Genomic DNA, 16,079 nt, shown 5'->3' on the forward strand with positions numbered 1-16,079 from the left:
CCCGCTCGATCCCCGCCAGCGCCTCGCGCTCGAGCCCGCGCTCGCCCTCGGAGGCCCGCAAGGCGCGCACCGTCGTCTCCAGCCCCCGCGGCTGCTCGTGGATCTCCTTCAGCATGAAGTGGGGGTAGCCCCCCTTCTCCGCCGCCGCCAGATCCCACGGGACCGCGGTCATCGCCCTCGTCACCGCCCGGCCGTCCCGCCCCACGATCCGCACGTCCCGCCCCGACAGCACCGCCAGCTCGCCGTCCTCCAGCACCATCACGTCGCGCGTGTACGGCAGCACCGCCGCCACGTCCGAGGCCAGGAACGCCCCGTGCGCTCCCACAGCCACCACGAGCGGCGCCCCGCCCTCGCGCACCCCCACCAGCGTCCCCGGCGCCTGGGCGCTCACGATCCCCAGCGCGTACGCCCCGTGCAGCGCCCCCGCCGCCCGCCGCGCCGCCCCCGCGAGCCCCTCGCCCGCGTAGCGCTCCAGCAGGTGGGCGATCACTTCCGTGTCCGTCTCGGACGCGAACCGATGGCCTTCGGCCTCGAGCGTGCGGCGAAGCGCCGCGTAGTTCTCGATGATCCCGTTGTGGACGACTGCGATGGATCCCGTGCAGTCCCGGTGGGGATGGGCGTTGCGATCCGACGGCCGCCCGTGCGTCGCCCAGCGCGTGTGCGCCACCCCGACCTGCGCCTTCAGCGGCTCGCGCGCCAGCACCCGCTCGAGCGCCGCGATCTTCCCCACGCTGCGCCGTACCTCGAGCCGCCCGTCCACGATCACGCCGATCCCCGCCGAGTCGTAGCCCCGGTACTCCAGCCGCCGCAGCCCGTCCATCAGGATGGGCACCGCATTCCCGTTGCCCGCATACCCGACGATTCCGCACATTAGGGGTGCTCGCTCCTGATCTACGCGGCGGCGCCGCTCGCGCTGACGTTCGTCATGGGGTCTTGCCGCGCCCGTTATACGTGGGGTCCTGGGGCTTTCACTATCGGTGCTTCCCCTGATTTGATTGAGGGGAATACCCCAAGTGCCTAAGTGATGTTCTGCGAAGAATCGGACCCGCGGGGGAACACTTCGGCGAATCTCGCTCGGGGAAATCCCCGAGATCTTCCGCCGAGACGCCATCCCAGGTATTCACCTGCAGCGAAATCCGGAAAACCCCCTCTTGAAGCCCGCAATCCTCGGGGAATACGCTTCGCTACCGAGAGGTTTCCCATGGATATCTTGACCACCGCCCCCCGAAGCTGCGTCCGTTGCGGTCAGGCGATCCGCAAGGGCGAGGAGACCGAGCTGAAGACGCCGACGCTAATATCCCCGCGCCGGTGGGCGATGGGATTCATCCACTCGCAGGTCGAGTACTGCGACAAGGCCCTCCAGCGGCACGCCGGGCCCAGGGAGTGGTCGAGACGGCGGATCTCGGACTCTAGTCTTTGAGGCCCCGAGGTCACCCGGCCGGACGGGCGGCAGCCCCGGCGAGACGACGAAAAAGCTCCTCGATGCTGCCCCCGTGCGGGTAGACTTAGAAATCCAGGTAAGGAGGAGCTCGGATTGTCAGGTGAAGCGACCTCCGGCAACAGCCCGCAGTCCCTCGTGATCGTCGTCCCAAGCGCCAAGCCAGACGTGTGGCAGTCGCTCCGCCACGCGCTCGACGACGAGTCGACGGTGCGGGTGATCCTGGATCGCCGCGTGAGGGACCGCCGAATCCTGACCGACATACGCGATCCCGAGCGGCGCCGCGCTGACCGGCGGCGCCGGTCCGACATGCAAGCCGAGCTCGGCACCGGTCGCTGGATCAGCACGCCCTGCGCGCCGGGATCGATCGACGTTCGCGATCCCGACGCGCGGGCCATCCTGTTCCTCTGCTGCAGCCATCACGTCGTCCCGTGCCAGCGCTGTCAGGACACGTACCGGCTCGGCTGGCTTCGTCGGGCGGATGCCGGGAGCTTCGCGTGTCCGCTGTGCGGGAGCGACCTGACGCCGACCGTCGTCGCCCACGCCCGGGCGTGCCGGTACTGGGCGAACCACTCCCCAGTAGAGGCCGCGACCGCCTAGGGCGCGCTCCCCTTGAGGCGCACGTCGTCCAGGGGCGCCGACCACGGGTACGGGTCGATCAGCATGAGCGCGGGCTCCGCGACACGCGGCCCGATCCCGCTCGGCCAGATGTAGACGTAGAGGGGCCCGATCCTCACGCGCTCGTGGACGATCCGCTGGATCTGGTGCAGCAACGCTTCGCGCTTTCGGCGATCCGTCTCCTGGGCCTGCTGCCGGTAGAGCGCGTCGACGTCAGGATAGCCGCCGTAGGCGTAGGCGCCGTCACTCGGCACGACTTCCGACATACGTGAGGCGGCGTTGCCGTACAAGGCACTCGTGCAGACACACACCCCGCGCAGCTTCTTCGCCAACAACGCAGCGAAATACGCCGCGCGCTCCATGGGCCGCATCCGGAGCCTGATGCCCACGGCTCCGAGGTACCCCACGATCGCCTCGCCCACCGAGAAGTACGGTGGAAGCTGGTGGAGCTCCCCGGCGTCGAACCCGTTGGGATACCCGGCCTCGGCCAGGAGCCGCTTCGCCCTCGCGGGATCGTAGGGGTACGGCTCGATCGGCAGCGCGAACTCGAACTGGAGGGGGACGAAATTCCCCGCGGGCTTCGAGGCCCCGAGCGTCTCGGCGTCGCTCAGCGCCCAGCGGTCGATGGCGAGGTTGGCGGCCAGCCGCACGCGCCGGTCGTGCCAGGGGGATTTCGGATCCCACTGGTCGAGAAAATCCAGGAAGTGAATCCCGATCCCGCCGGAAAATGCCAGCCTCAGGTTGGGATCGCGCTTCACCTCCTGCGCCTGCAGGACGTCCAGGAGGTAGGCGATGTCGACTTCACCTCGCTTCAGCATGGCCATCCGCGTGGTGGGCTCGGGGACGCTCTTGAAGACCAGCCGCTTCACCGATGGCACCTTACGCCAGTAGCCCTCGAAGGCCTCCATGACCAGCTCAATGCCCGGTGTGCTGCTCACGAACTTGTAGGGCCCGAGGCCCACGGGTTGCTTCAGGAACCCCTCGTTCCCCACGCGCTCGACGTACTTCTTGGGCACGATCCAGCCCGCCCCGGACACGAGGCTGCCGTAGAACGTCATGAAGTCGGGCCACGGCTCGTGCAGCTGGAAGCGCACCCGGTACGGATCGACGATCACCACCTCCTTGACCTTCTCCCGGAGGATCTTCGCTCCCTTCGCGCGGTAGAAGCTGAACCTCACGTCCTCCGCGGTGAAGGGATCGCCGTTGTGGAATTTCAACCCCTCGCGGAGCTTGAACTCGTAGACGCGCTGATCCGCGCTGAGCGTCCAGGACTCGGCGAGGCAGGGCGCCATGAGATTGCCGGGCATGGGCTTCACGAGCGCGTCGTGGATGGCGTAGAGCACCCAGAACGGGGTGATCTGGCCCAGCACCTCGCCCGGATCGAACCAGACGGGTGAGAGCGTCACGTAGAGCGCCCAGCGCATCTCGCCCTCAGGCTGGCGCTGGGCCCCCGCGTCGCCGACGAGACCGCCCACGAGGAGAATGCACGCCAGGACCACCCGGACGACCGTGCGACGCGGAATCCCCACGATCATGTCGCTCCCCTCGTCTCGGCCCCACCCGCGAGCTGCCGCGCGATCAGGTGGGCGTAGAGTCCACCCCGATCCAGGAGCTCGCGATGGCCGCCGCTCTCCGCCACCCGCCCGTCCTCGAGCACGATGATGCGGTCGGCGTTCCGCACCGTCGAGAGCCGGTGAGCGATCACCATCGTCGTGCGGTTCTTCGTGAGCACGTCCAGGGCGCCGCGGACCGCCTGCTCGCTGACCGCGTCGAGATGTGAGGTCGCCTCGTCGAGGATCAGGATGGGCGCGTCCTTCAGAAAGGCCCGCGCGATGGCCACACGCTGGCGCTGGCCCCCCGAGAGCTGGGCCCCGCGCTCGCCCACGACCGTCTCGAGCCCGTCGGGCAGCCCGGCCACGAACTCCGTGAGGGCGGCGCACTCCGCCGCCGCCGCGAGCTCCCGCTCGGTCGCGCCGGGCCGGGCGAGCAGAATATTGTTCCGCAGCGTGTCGTTGAAGAGATAGGTGTCCTGCGCGACGAGCGCGATCCGATGGCGCAGGTCGTCGAGCCCGTACTCCCTGAGATCGTGGCCATCCAGCCGGACCATGCCCTCGTCGGGATCCCAGAACCTGAGCAGGAGGCTCGCGACCGTCGTCTTGCCGGCGCCCGAGGGGCCGACCAGCGCCACCGTGCTCCCGCGCGGCACCGCGAGCGACACCTCGGAGAGCGCGCGCCGGCGGCGCCCCGGATACGTGAAGCTCACCCGCGCCATCTCGAGCGCGGGCGGCGACGCCGTGGCGGCGGAGGCGCGCACGCCGGGGCCGTCGGTCACGGGCAAGGGCTCGGCGTGCACGGCGCGGACCCGACGCGCGGCGCCCAGCGTGTCGGCGAGCTGCCGTCCCACCTGGGCGATCTCCCAGACCGGCACGAAGGCCGACATGGCGAGGAGCGTGAGCAGCGGGAGGATCGCGGCGTCGAGGCGGCCGGCGTCCGTGAGCAGCATGCCCGTGCCGACGACGGCGAGCCCGCCGAGTCCCGTCGCCACCTCCTGGAGCGAGGTCTGCACGGCCAGGTCGTGGAGGAAGGGCATGCGGACGCGCAGGTACTCCTGGGCCTTCGCCGCGAACTCCTCGCCCCGCGCCCGCACCTGGCGGAAGGCGACGATCTCCGCGAGCCCCTGCACCGAGTCCACCGAGTGGGCCGTGAGGTCCCCCGACACCTCGCGCGCGCGCGACCCGAGCCGGTCGATGCGGGCGCGGCCGAGCACGGGCGTCAGCGCGGCCCAGGCGAGGAACGGGAGCAGCGCTGCCGACAGCGGCCAGCCGAAGGCCGCAAGCGTCACGAGGACGCCCACGGGCACCAGCACCGCGACGAAGGCCGGCGTGATCGTGTGGGCGAAGAAGTACTCGATCAGCTCGACGTCGTGAGTGGCGACGCCGACGAGGTCGCCGGTGCGGTGCCGCGTGAGGTAGGCCGGCGCGAGCGCGTCGAGCTTCCGGAACATGTCGAGCCGCATGTCGGCGAGGAGGCGGTACGCCATGTCGTGGGCGAGCCACGACTCGAGCCAGTGGAGGAGCCCCGCGAGCGGCGCCGCGAGCGCGAGCGCGACCAGGAGCCCGCCGAAGGGCGACCCGTTCTTCACCGCGCGGACGACGAGCGCGCTCAAGACTCCCACCCCGATCAGCGCCACCACGCGCGCCACGCCGAGGACGAACGTGAGCGTGAGCCGGGCGCGGTAGCCCGCGACCATGCCGAGCAGGCTCTTGAGCACCGCGGGCCAGCCCACGCCCTCCGCTCTGAGGATCGCGTCCACGGGCTCGGCGGACGCCCCCGGCGCGTCCTCGTCCGGCTCCGCAGCGGCCGCGTGACCCGGCCGCGCGAGGAGCTCGCCGGGCCCGGCGCCGTCCTCGACCTGGCCGGTCATCAGCCGGTGATAGGCGCCGCCGCGGGCCATGAGCTCGGCGTGGCTCCCGCTCTCCACCACCCGTCCCTCGTCGAGGACGAGGATCCGGTCGGCGCCGATCACGCTCGACAGCCGGTGGGCGAAGATGAGCGTGGTCCGGCCCTCCATGAGCCGGTCCAGCGCCTGCTGGATCACCGCCTCGTTCTCGGCGTCCACGGCGGAGAGCGCCTCGTCGAGGATCAGGATCGGCGCGTCGCGCAGGAGGGCGCGCGCGATCGCGATCCGCTGGCGCTGGCCCCCGGACAGCCGCACGCCGCGCTCGCCGACGACGGTCGCGTATCCCTGCGGCAGCCGCGCGATGAACTCCTCGGCGTTGGCGGCGCGCGCGGCGGCGTCGAGTTCGGCCTGGCTCGCGTCGGGGTTTCCCATCCGGAGGTTCTGCTCGACGGTGCCGTGGAAGAGATAGGTGTCCTGGCTCACCACGGCGATCAGGCCGCGGAGCTGGTCCAGGGTGAGCTCGCGGAGGTCGTGGCCGCCGATCGCCACGCGACCGCGCTCGGGATCGTAGAACCGGAGGAGCAGCCGGGCGACCGTGGATTTGCCCGCCCCGCTCGGTCCGACGATCCCGACGCGCTCGCCGGCCTTGACCTCGAACGAGAGGCCGTCGTGCGCGGCGCGGCGGCCGCCCGGGTAGGAGAACGTCACGCTCTCGAAGGCCACCGTGGGCGCGAGGGCGGACGCGTCGAGCCGCGGCGCCGCGCGGTCGTGGACCCTCGGCTCGGCGTCGAGGATCTGCAAGATGCCGCGCGCGGCCGAGATCCCGAGCATGCCCTGGTGCAGGACCACACGCAGCTCGCGCAGCGGGCGGAACACCTCGACGCCCAGCATCAGCACGATCAGGAGCGCGGACAGCTCCATCTCCCCTGCCCGAACCCTGAAGGCGCCCCAGCCGAGCGCCGTCGCCGCGCCCACGGCCATGCCCGTGTCGGTGATACCGCGGGCGAGCGTGTTGGTGCCGAGGACGCCCATGGTGCTCTGGAAGAGCGCGCGCCCTTTTTCCGCGAGGAGCCGCCCCCGCGCGGCGCCCTGGCCGAAGGCCTTGAGCGTGGCGAGGCCCTGGAGCGAATCGAGGAACTCCGCGCCGAACGCCGCGTACGCTTTCTGGCGCGCGAGGCTCGCCCGGCTGTCCTGCCGGTGCCAGGCCGCCGGCGCGATCAGCGTCACGAGCGCGGCGACGAGCAGGACGAGGGCGATCGGGAGATCCACGAACGCCACGAAGGCGAAGATGAGCACCGGCGTGAGCACGGCGACGGCGAGCTGCGGGAGGTACTGACCGAAGTAGATCTCGAGCTGCTGGACGCCCTCGACCATCGAGAGGATCACGTCGCCGGTCCGGGAGCGCGTGAAGTGGGCGGGGCCGAGCGCGGTGATGCGATCGTAGATCGCGCGGCGGAGGACGCCCTGCACGACGGCCGCGGTGCGGTGCGCCGCCATCGTGCGCCAGTAGTCGAGCGCGCCCCGGAGGACCACGGCCGCCGCGGTGAGGGCCACGAGCGGCAGCACGGCGCGCGGCGGCCGGCCCGCGATGATGCGCGCGAGCACCAGGCCGAAGAGCGCGAGCCGCGCGGTGCCCGCGGCCACCGCGAGGAGCCCGAGCAGCACGGTGCCCAGGATCCGCAGCCGCACGCCGCGCGTGAAGGCCCAGAGCCGGCGGTCGAGGTAGATGGGCGGGGTGTCCTCAGCGGGCGGGCGGCGCGTCGACCACCCGGATGTCGTGCTTCTTCACCTCACGGATCCGCGGCCCCGGTGTCAGACCGCCGACGACGAGAACCCCTGCGAGCAGCCATGCCACGTTCGGTTTCATGCCTTCCTACATACCGCTTTACCGGAAAACTTTCCAGGCACTTTCCCTCGGCGCGTTCGAGGAAAAGCCCCGCTGGGCGTGGACCGTCCCCCGGCGCTACGCTCGGGGGCGAGACGACGATGCGCGAAGGACAGGCACTGCGAGTCACGGGCGTGGCCCCGGGCATGATCGTCCTCGAGATCGGATGGCGCGAGCACTACGACTCCCTCGGCGCGCAGGCGGGCGACGTCGTCGTGGTGCAGAAGGAATCGCTCGTCCACGGCGACATCCTCGTGGCGACGGCGTGCCGCTGCCGGCTGCTCCTCCTCGCGAGCTAGCGGCTCCGAGACCGCGCGAGCGCGGGAGCAGCCGACAGACTCCGACGCGAAATCCGCCGGCCGGTGACGGACTGGTTAGAGCTTCGCGCGCCGGGCCTGTCTCCGCTTGAGGATCCGCTTCCTCACCCTGAGCCGCTTGTCGAGCGCCTTGACCTCCCGCTTCACGCGCGCGATCTGCGCGTCGAGTCTGGCCCTTCGTCTCCGGAGTTGAGCTTGAGCGCGCCTGGTACGAGCCTTCGTCACGGGCTGCCTCCTCCCTCGGTCACGCCTCCACCTGGTGGACGAACTCGATGATCCTCTCGATCGCCCGCGCGGCTGCGGGCGACCCCGGATTCCGCGTGATGAACCCCTCGGTCTCGCCCTCGAGCAGCTCGAGCTCGACCCGGCCGCCCGCCTTCCTGTATTGGGCGACGAAGCGGTCAAGGTCGGGCCGGGGGTGCGCCACGTCGCGGGTTCCCTGCAGATAGAGCGCGGGCGGTAATTCGACACGCTCGCCGCGCTCGAGGGCGAGCACCGGGTTGCCCTCGGCCATCGCGTCTTCGGTCAGCCAGTACTGGTCGTGGGAGGGCAGCACCCGGTCCACGACCTCGGGGTACGGCTTCCCGCCCTCCTTCAGTTTCTTCGCATAGCGGTAGCGCGCGAGCGGATCGATGACGGGCCAGCAGAGGACGACGTAGCTCACGCGGGCGTCCACCGTCGGGCCGCCGGCCGGAAGCGGGATTGCCGCGTAGCGGGGGTCGCCCGGCCGCATGGCGACCAGCATGGCCTGATGGGCGCCGCTCGACGTGCCCATGACGCCGATCGCGTCGGGACGCCCGCCGAGGTCCCGGGCCCGCGTCTTGATCCAGCGGATCGCGTAATTGATGTCGGCCACCGACGCGGGGTACGGCGCCACGGGCGGCATGCGGAAGTCGAGCGCCGCCACCACCACGCCGCTCTTCGCGAGCGGCTCGTTGATGACGGTATCGTTGAGCCGGTCCCCGCGGCACCACGCGCCGCCGTGCAGCTCGGCGACGAGCGGGAACGGTCCGGCCCCGCGCGGCTTGAAGAGACGGGCCAGGAGCGGCCGGTCCCCGTGGCGGACGTACTCGACGTCTTCGACGTCGATCGCGTGGGTCGCTGTCGCGCGGGTCGCCATGATGGCCTCCTCCACCTTTCGCCGGCTCACTTGAGGGCCGGCATCACCTCGTGGGTCAGGATACGCAGGGTCCGCCGCATCTGCTCCACCGAGAGGAGGCCGCCCGGGTTCAGCTCGGCCACGATGCCGCTGAGCCCGAGCTCTTCCCTCACCCGTTTGAGGCGATCGATCAAGCCCGCGGCCGTGCCGAACGCGACACGAGTCTCGAGGATGTCCTCGTACGTCAGGTGGGTGAGCTTCTCGAGCCGCGCCCGCCGCCGATCGGCGGGTCCGGTGTCACCGCGCCCGATGCCCGATCGGGTCAGCTCGGCGTGGCGGCGGAAGAAATACGTGATGTTCTCGTGGGGCTCCTCGAAGGCCTCCTTCTCCGTGGGCGCGGCGTAGACGGGGATGCGGAGGCAGACGTCGCCGTCGCCGGCGTGCCCGGCCTCCCGCCAGGCCGCGCGGTACGCCCCGAGGTGGCCCCGGAGCTCCGGGATGTCCACGTCGCGGAGCCCGACGAAGAGCGGCAATCCGGCGCGGCCGACGAAAGGGAACGTCTCCACCGAGTTGGCGGCCATCCGCATGGGCGGATGGGGGAGCTGATACGGCCGGGGCCCGACCGTGACGTTCTCGAACCGGTAGAACTTCCCCTGATAGCTGAACGGCCGGCCCTTCCACGCCTCCCGAATGATCTGGAGGGCTTCGACGAAGCGCTCCTGGCTCTCGGCGTAGGGAATGCCGAGCGCGTCGTACGCGCGCGGGGAGCCGCTGCGACCGATCCCGAAGTCGAAGCGCCCCTCGCTCAACTGGTCCACGGTCGCGACGTCCTCGGCGATCCGCAGCGGGTTGCTCAGCGGAAGGACCTGGATCGCCGTGCCGACGCGGACACGCCGCGTGCGGGCGGCGATGAAGCTCGCCAGCGCGATCGGCGACGAGAGCACCGAGCGCGACGGGTTGAAGTGGATCTCGCCGAGCCACACGCCGTCGAGACCCCAGGCCTCCGACGCGTCCACGAGGTCGAACGTCTCGCGGAACCACTCGGCCTCGCCGCTCCCCCGCCGCGCCTCCTCGATGAAGATCCCGAAGTCCATGGGTCTAGGGGCCCTTGAGCCGCATGTCCTCGTAGGACGGCCAGATGCTCAGGGGCACCAGGTTGATCGTGTGGTCGGCGAGGCGCGGCCCGATCCCCATCAGCGCGCGGAAGTCCATGACGGGCGCGAACATCACGCGATCGATGGTGAGCTGCTGGATGCGATGGAGCAGGGCCTCGCGCTTGGCCTGATCGCGTTCCCGGGCCTGCTGCAGGAACAGCTCGTCGATATCGGGATATCCGCCGTACGCGTAGCTCCCCTTCGAGTAGATGAACTCCTGGACGCGGGTCGCCGCGTTGCCCGAGTTTCCCACGGCGGTGATGAACAACCCGTGCAGCTTCTTCTCCCGCCAGGAGGCGTAGAACATGGCGCGCTCGATCGTCCGCATCTTCACCTTGATGCCGACCGCGTTCAGATAGTTCACCACGGCCTCGGCCGTCGTGAAGAACGGCGGGATCGGCACGAGCTCGCCGGCGTCGAAGCCGTTGGGGTAGCCGGCCTCGGCGAGGAGCTGCCTCGCCTTCTTCGGATCGTACGGCGGCGGCGACACCTGCAGCGCGAAGTCCATCACGCGCGGGACGATCACGCCGGCCGGCGGGCAGAACCCGAGACACGCGGCCTCGCTGATCGCCTTGCGGTCCAGGGCGAAATTCACCGCCTGGCGCAGGCGCTTGTCGTGCCACGGCGATTTCGGATCCCACTGGTCGGCGAACTCGACCCAGAAGATCGACGCGTGGCGCGTCGCCACGAGCTGAAGACGCGGGTCGCGCTTCACGTCTTCCGCCTGCGGGCCATCGAGCGCGACGGCGATGTCGGCCTCGCCGTTCTTCAGCATCACCACGCGCGTGGTGTCTTCGGGGACGCTCTTCATGACCAGCCGCTTGACGTAGGGCACGCGGCGCCAGTACGCCGTGTTGGCTTCCAGGATCACCTCGACGCCGGGCGTGTGGCTCACGAACTTGAAGGGCCCGGCGCCGATCGGATGCTTCCTGAAGCCCTCGTCCCCGACCTGCGTCATGTACTTCTTCGGCACCACGATCGCCGCCGCCGTGGCCGTCGTCCCGTAGAACGTCATGAAGTCGGGCCACGCCGCTTTCAGCCGGAAGCGCACCGTCAGGGGATCGACGACCTCCACGGCCTCGACGCGCGCCTGCAGCTCCTTGGCCCCGGCGCCCTTGTAGCGCTCGAAGCTGAACTTCACGTCCTCGGTGGTGACGGGGTCGCCGTTGTGGAACTTGAGCCCGCGACGGAGCTTGAACTCGTAGACGAGGCCGTCAGCGCTCTCCGTCCACGACTCCGCGAGGCTCGCGCCCATCTTCTGATTCGGCATCGGGCGGACCAGCGCGTCGTGGATCGCGTAGAGCAGCCCGAAGGGTGTGATCTGGGGCGGGGCGGTCGACGGATCGTACCAGGAGGGAACGATCGTCACGTGCCACGCGATGATCACCTCGCCCGCCGGCTGACCGGCCGCCTCCCGGCCCGCTCCGAGGACGAGCGCGGTGGCGACGAGCAGCAGGATGCCAACCCGACGTGGGCTCATGTCCCCCTCCCCTCCCCTCCATCACGGCAGGCGCCGAGCTCGGGACGCCAACGCGCCCGAGAATCTGCTCAAAGCATGGCCGCGTCAAGTGGTCACGACGGCCGCCCCGGGGTCCGGCTCAGCGCGGCCGTCCGGCGCGGAGCACCCGGCCGGGGAGCGCCCCGGTGTGCTTGCCGTGGTCCAGCACGACCTCGCCGCCGACGACGACGTACTCGACGCCCTCCGCGCCCTGCACCCGCCGCGGCGCGCCGTTCGGCCCGTCGTGGGAGATCTCGTCCTCTCGCACGCCGATGCGCGCGAGATCGAAGACCACGAGGTCCGCCGCCAGCCCCTCGCGCACCAAGCCGCGATCGTGCAGACCCATGATGCGGGCGGGCTGGAACGTGTACCGGCGGATGGCGTCCTCGAGGCTCAAGAGCCGACGCTCGCGGACCCACTGCCCGAGGACATAGCTCGACTCGCCGGCGGTGCAGAAATTCGTGTTCAGATGCGCCCCGGCATCCGACTGGGAGGGCATGGCGTGGCCGGTCTTCACGAACTCGGCGAGCGAGACGTCCTCCTCGGGCGAGCGCGTCAGGAGCTGGAACTCCGTCTCGAGCCTCTCCTCAAGCGCCAAGTCGAGCATCACGTCGGCGACGTGCTTTCCCTGCTCCTGCGCGAGCTCGGCGAGGCCGCGGCCCTCCAGCGCCCGGTTCTTGGGGAGGACCGCCTTGCTCACGACGATGCCCGACCATTTGATGAATCGGCCGGGCACCCCCGGCCGACGCCGCTGGCGCGTGAGCGCCGCCTCGCGCAGCTCGGCGCGCTTGTCCGGGTCGGCCAGGACGCGGAGGCGGTCCTCGAGGCGCAGCGCCATCACGATGTCCCACACGTCGAGGTTGGCGAAGAACGTGGTCTTCTTCAGCGTGAATTTCGGGTTGAAGGGGATGACCCGCAGCAGGGCGTAGAGCTGCGCCCCGTCCCGAGCCGCGCGCTCCACGTAATCCCGAGGCTCAGCGTCGAACGTCAGGAAGAAGACCGGCCGGCCGCTGGTCAGCGCCACGTCGAGGAGGTGTCGCTTGTCGGCCTCGTCGGGCTGGGCGGCGCCCGGAGGCAGGATCTCGATGACGCCGCGGTTGAACTCACCGAGCGTTCGGCCCAGGGCCAGGCGCTCGTCGTTCGCGGCGAGCCGGGTCGGGACCGGCTGGCCCTTCGGGCCCGCGTGCGTTGGCGAGACCGTGGTGCTCCAGCCCCAGGCGCCGGCCTCGAGCGCCGCGCGGAGGAGGCTCTGCATGGTCGCGATCTCGTCGGACGTGGCGGCCCGCTCCCATGCCGCCTGCCCCATCGCGGAGAGCCGCAGCGGATTGTGGCCGACGAGCGGCATCATGTTCACGCCGAGCCCGTGATCGATGGCGTCGAGGAACTGGTCGAAGGTCTCCCAGCTCCAGCGCAGCACCGCCGCGAGCGACGCGACGGGCAGGTCCTCGACGCAGCAGAAGGTGGCGAGCATTTCCTCGCGGTGCTCCGGCCTGAGCGGCGCCAGGGTCAGTCCGCAGTTCCCCGTCAGGACCGTCGTGACACCGTGCCAGATGGACGACGTGCAGAGCTTGTCCCAGAAGGGCTGGGCATCATAATGCGTGTGGAGATCGATGATCCCCGGCGCCACGAAGAGACCGTCGGCGTCGATGGTCGTGGCCGCCGCGCCGCGGATCTTACCGATCTCGGCGATCCTGCCCCCCGCGATCGCGACGTCGGCGCGGTAGCGCGAAAAGCCCGTCCCGTCCACCACCATGCCGTTCTTGATGATCAGGTCGTACGCCATGACTCCCCTCGCAGGCTAGGGTTCAAGTTAGAGTTTGTAGAGCCGCGCGCAATTGTCCCACAACACCGGCTGGGTCAGCCTCAGTTGCAACTCCTCTCAAGAAACGGAATCCGGAATAGTGAGTACGAGTAAAGGTAGCTGACCCCGTACTGAAGAGAAAGACCTTGCCCACCCCCTTGAGCTGGCCGATGTAGAACGTGTCCAGGCACACCAACTCGCCGGGCTGCTGCGCCCCGACGTGGCGCGTCCGACCGTGGCGGGCCCGCCAGAGCGCGCGGCGCGTCCGCTCGGTCAACAGCCCGACCGTGCGAACCGCCTCATGCTCGAGGACCGTGAGTCGCGCCCGGCGCGTCGCCACGCCCGCCCGGCGCAACACCCGCTGCACAGTGCTCGGCGCGACGCGGAGCTGCCAGCGATGCGCCAGGTCGGCGGCAATGCGTCCACAGCCCCAGGTCCCCGCACTGAGCGCGACGCTCAGGATCAGCCGCTCGACCGCGGGCGCCAGCTGCACCGGCCGGCCCCGCTGGGCGTGGTGGCGGCGCGGATGCAGGCCGTCGGTCCCATAATGCTCGAGGCGCTTCCGCCAGCGGTAGAACACCGTGCGGGAGATCCCCACCTCGCGGCAGGCCGTGCTCACGCCTGCCTCTTGCGCACGCCGCATGACGCGCAGCCGCAGTCCGAGTATGCTGTCGTCCAGGGTCATCGGTCGATCCTCCCAAAGTGCTCCCTTGCAGGGGGTTGTCACTCTGGGAACGATAGGCCAGATGGCCCTCTTCGTTTCGGCGAACCGTGGGCTACTGACGCCGGGGGGCACAACGCTTTGATACCGAGTGAGGTAGGGAGTCCCCCTTCCACATCTGCCGTGCGTCTCTACTGCAAGTCTCGCTCGTTCCCGCCTGTTGGCACCTCGATCTTCGAAGATCGGTTGATCCCATTTGACCTGCCCCCCGAAAACTGGTCCACCAGCGATGAGAGTCCGCTCGGCTAAGATGCCTGCCGGGAGGGCGGCGCATGAAGCGCAAGCGGTTCAGCGAGGAGCAGATCATCGGCGTGTTGAAAGAGGCGGCGGCGGGCGCCAAGACGTTGGACCTGTGCCGGCGGCACGGCCTCAGCGAGCAGACGTTCTATCGGTGGAAGGCCAAATACGGCGGGCTCGAGATCGCCGAAGTGCGGCGCCTGCGCCAGCTCGAGGATGAAAACGGCCGCCTGAAGCGCTTGGTGGCGGACCTCACCCTCGATAACCAGGCACTCAAGGGGCTCCTCGCAAAAAACTTCTGACGCCTGCGGCGCAGCGCAACGCGGTGCAGGCGGCGAGGACCGAGTACGGGCTGAGCGAGCGGCGGAGCTGCGCGTTGGTGGGTCTGCGGCGCTCCACGTGTCGGTACACGCCGCGGCGGGATCCCGCCCGGGCGCTGCGCGCGCGACTGCACGCCCTGGCGGCGCAGCGGCGGCGGTTCGGCTATCGGCGGCTCACGGTGCTGTTGCGACGCGAAGGACTGCGCGTCAACCACAAACGCGTCTATCGGCTCTATCGCGCCGAGGGCTTGGCGGTCCGCCGGCGGAAGCGCAAGCGCTGCGCGCGGGTGGTGCCGGCGCCGCTCGTGCCGGCCACGCGGATCAATCAGCGCTGGGCGATGGATTTCATGAAGGACCAGTTGACGACGGGGCGCGCGTTTGGCGTGTTCAACCTCCTCGACGAGTTCAGCCGCAAGGCGTTGGCGAGCGAAATCGACACCTCGCTGCCGGGCGCCCGTGTCGTGCAGGCGCTGGAGCGCGTCGCCGACACCCGCGGCACGCCCGCCGAGCTCGTCGTCGACAATGGCCCCGAGTTCATCGGCAAGGCGCTGGACGCGTGGGCCTGGGCGCGCAGCGTCCGGCTGCACTTCATCGACCCGGGCAAGCCGGTGCAGAACGCCTACATCGAGAGCTTCAACGGCCGCTTCCGCGACGAATGCTTGAACGAGTCGTGGTTCACCACGCTGGCCGATGCGCGAGGCACCATCGAGGCCTGGCGGCTGGACTACAATACCCAGCGGCCCCACAGCTCGCTCGGCGATCGCACGCCGGACGAGTTCGAGCGGTTCACCATGAACCGGGCATCCGAGCCGACGCTCTCATCGTGACTGGACCAAAGATGGGGGGCAGGTCACGACCACACTGCCGAGCGGATCGTTGATCGAGAAAAAGCTTCCGTCGAGATTCGTGATGCTAAGCATCTCGTCTACTGCGAGCGATCGCAGATAGCTCGTCGTCGCGCGTGACGCGAGCTGCTGGACAATGTCGGCACCGTCGTAGAGGAACTGAGTCGGCACGCCATTCACCGTCTTGGCCAGTCGTAGACCGAAGGCGTACGCAAATGTCGCGAGCGTGCCCGGAGTCTCGATGCCGACTAGTCGGTCGCGCGCGTCCCAGGTGAAGGTCGTTCGCCTGGGTGGGATCGGTCAGCGCGGTAAGGTTGCCGTTGGCGTCAGATGTCATCTGCGCGTCGCCAAAGACGCGCTGCCGGTTGGCGGCGTCGTACACGGCGCTCGCGACCGCGTTCGGCAAGAGCGTGCGCGCAAAGCTGCCCGCGACCCTGAAACGATTGCCCGCGGCGTCGTAGCCATACGTCAGGCTCCCGAGGTCGCCCGCGTCGTTGCGATAGATCAGCGCGGTGAGCGGCGACGCGACGTCGTACTGGTACTCGGTGTTCAAACCGTTGGGCAGCGTCAGCAGCGTCCGCCGGCCAGCGTCGTCGTACTGGAGCCCGACGGCCTGCGTGCCCTGGAGGATCTGGGTCAGGCGCGAGGCCGCGTCGTAGGCGTAGGTCGTCGGTACGACGCCGGGGACGTCGAGCCGGGTCCGCCGCCCGAGGGCGTCGTACTGGTAGCCGACGGTCCCCAGCGTC

14 protein-coding genes are annotated in these 16,079 nt (G+C 69.9%); 4 read left to right on the top strand and 10 right to left on the bottom strand.

Features of this window, described 5'->3' with window-relative positions:
• Positions 1-871 (bottom strand): class II glutamine amidotransferase (locus tag VKG64_04915; protein HKB24378.1); only part of this gene is annotated, 871 nt, incomplete at its 3' end.
• 330 nt (positions 872-1,201) lie between these two features.
• On the opposite strand from VKG64_04915, the gene VKG64_04920 reads away from it, so the two are divergent.
• Both VKG64_04920 and VKG64_04925 read left to right on the top strand, forming a co-directional pair.
• Complete coding sequence (locus tag VKG64_04920; GenBank protein ID HKB24379.1) at positions 1,202-1,420, top strand: hypothetical protein; 219 nt, start codon at positions 1,202-1,204, stop codon at positions 1,418-1,420.
• A gap of 114 nt (positions 1,421-1,534) precedes the next feature.
• Positions 1,535-2,038: a hypothetical protein gene (locus tag VKG64_04925; GenBank protein ID HKB24380.1), complete on the top strand. Its 504-nt coding sequence runs from the start codon at positions 1,535-1,537 to the stop codon at positions 2,036-2,038.
• Here the strand turns inward: VKG64_04925 and VKG64_04930 are convergent.
• From VKG64_04930 to VKG64_04940, 3 genes are read right to left on the bottom strand one after another with little or no spacing between them, the layout of a single operon-like run.
• Entirely contained in the window at positions 2,035-3,591 is a 1,557-nt protein-coding gene (locus tag VKG64_04930) for an ABC transporter substrate-binding protein (GenBank protein ID HKB24381.1), read from the bottom strand. The genes VKG64_04925 and VKG64_04930 overlap by 4 nt on opposite strands.
• A complete protein-coding gene (locus VKG64_04935; GenBank protein HKB24382.1) occupies positions 3,588-7,184 on the bottom strand; it encodes an ABC transporter ATP-binding protein in 3,597 nt (1,198 codons plus the stop codon). The genes VKG64_04930 and VKG64_04935 overlap by 4 nt, the downstream gene beginning before the upstream one ends.
• 13 nt (positions 7,185-7,197) lie before the next feature.
• Positions 7,198-7,323 (bottom strand): hypothetical protein, encoded by a 126-nt coding sequence (locus VKG64_04940; GenBank protein HKB24383.1) that lies wholly within the window; start codon positions 7,321-7,323, stop codon positions 7,198-7,200.
• 119 nt (positions 7,324-7,442) lie between these two features.
• Between VKG64_04940 and VKG64_04945 the strand changes: the two genes are divergently transcribed.
• Complete coding sequence (locus VKG64_04945; GenBank protein HKB24384.1) at positions 7,443-7,640, top strand: hypothetical protein; 198 nt, start codon at positions 7,443-7,445, stop codon at positions 7,638-7,640.
• Positions 7,641-7,902: 262 nt separating this feature from the next.
• Here VKG64_04945 and VKG64_04950 read toward each other — a convergent pair whose 3' ends face one another.
• From VKG64_04950 to VKG64_04970, 5 genes are all read right to left on the bottom strand, one after another.
• Complete coding sequence (locus VKG64_04950) at positions 7,903-8,778, bottom strand: alpha/beta hydrolase (protein ID HKB24385.1); 876 nt, start codon at positions 8,776-8,778, stop codon at positions 7,903-7,905.
• 26 nt (positions 8,779-8,804) lie between these two features.
• Complete coding sequence (locus tag VKG64_04955; protein ID HKB24386.1) at positions 8,805-9,851, bottom strand: LLM class flavin-dependent oxidoreductase; 1,047 nt, start codon at positions 9,849-9,851, stop codon at positions 8,805-8,807.
• Between the two features lie 4 nt (positions 9,852-9,855).
• The gene (locus VKG64_04960) at positions 9,856-11,391 is read right to left on the bottom strand and encodes an ABC transporter substrate-binding protein (protein ID HKB24387.1); all 1,536 of its coding nucleotides are present in this window, start codon (positions 11,389-11,391) and stop codon (positions 9,856-9,858) included.
• Between the two features lie 118 nt (positions 11,392-11,509).
• Complete coding sequence (locus VKG64_04965) at positions 11,510-13,192, bottom strand: amidohydrolase family protein (protein HKB24388.1); 1,683 nt, start codon at positions 13,190-13,192, stop codon at positions 11,510-11,512.
• 22 nt (positions 13,193-13,214) lie between these two features.
• Positions 13,215-13,895, bottom strand: a complete 681-nt coding sequence (locus VKG64_04970; GenBank protein ID HKB24389.1) for a helix-turn-helix domain-containing protein — start codon at positions 13,893-13,895, stop codon at positions 13,215-13,217.
• Between the two features lie 308 nt (positions 13,896-14,203).
• Between VKG64_04970 and VKG64_04975 the strand changes: the two genes are divergently transcribed.
• Positions 14,204-15,315, top strand: a protein-coding gene (locus VKG64_04975) for an IS3 family transposase (GenBank protein HKB24390.1) whose coding sequence is annotated in 2 segments (ribosomal slippage) — positions 14,204-14,456 and positions 14,456-15,315 — 1,113 coding nt in all. Because the reading frame shifts where the segments join, the coding sequence is not laid out codon by codon here.
• Between the two features lie 85 nt (positions 15,316-15,400).
• On the opposite strand, the gene VKG64_04980 is transcribed toward VKG64_04975, so the two are convergent.
• On the bottom strand, positions 15,401-16,079 hold a 679-nt coding region (locus tag VKG64_04980), incomplete at its 5' end, for a hypothetical protein (protein HKB24391.1).

The organism is Candidatus Methylomirabilota bacterium, assembly GCA_035260325.1.
GTDB lineage: Bacteria > Methylomirabilota > Methylomirabilia > Rokubacteriales > CSP1-6 > AR19.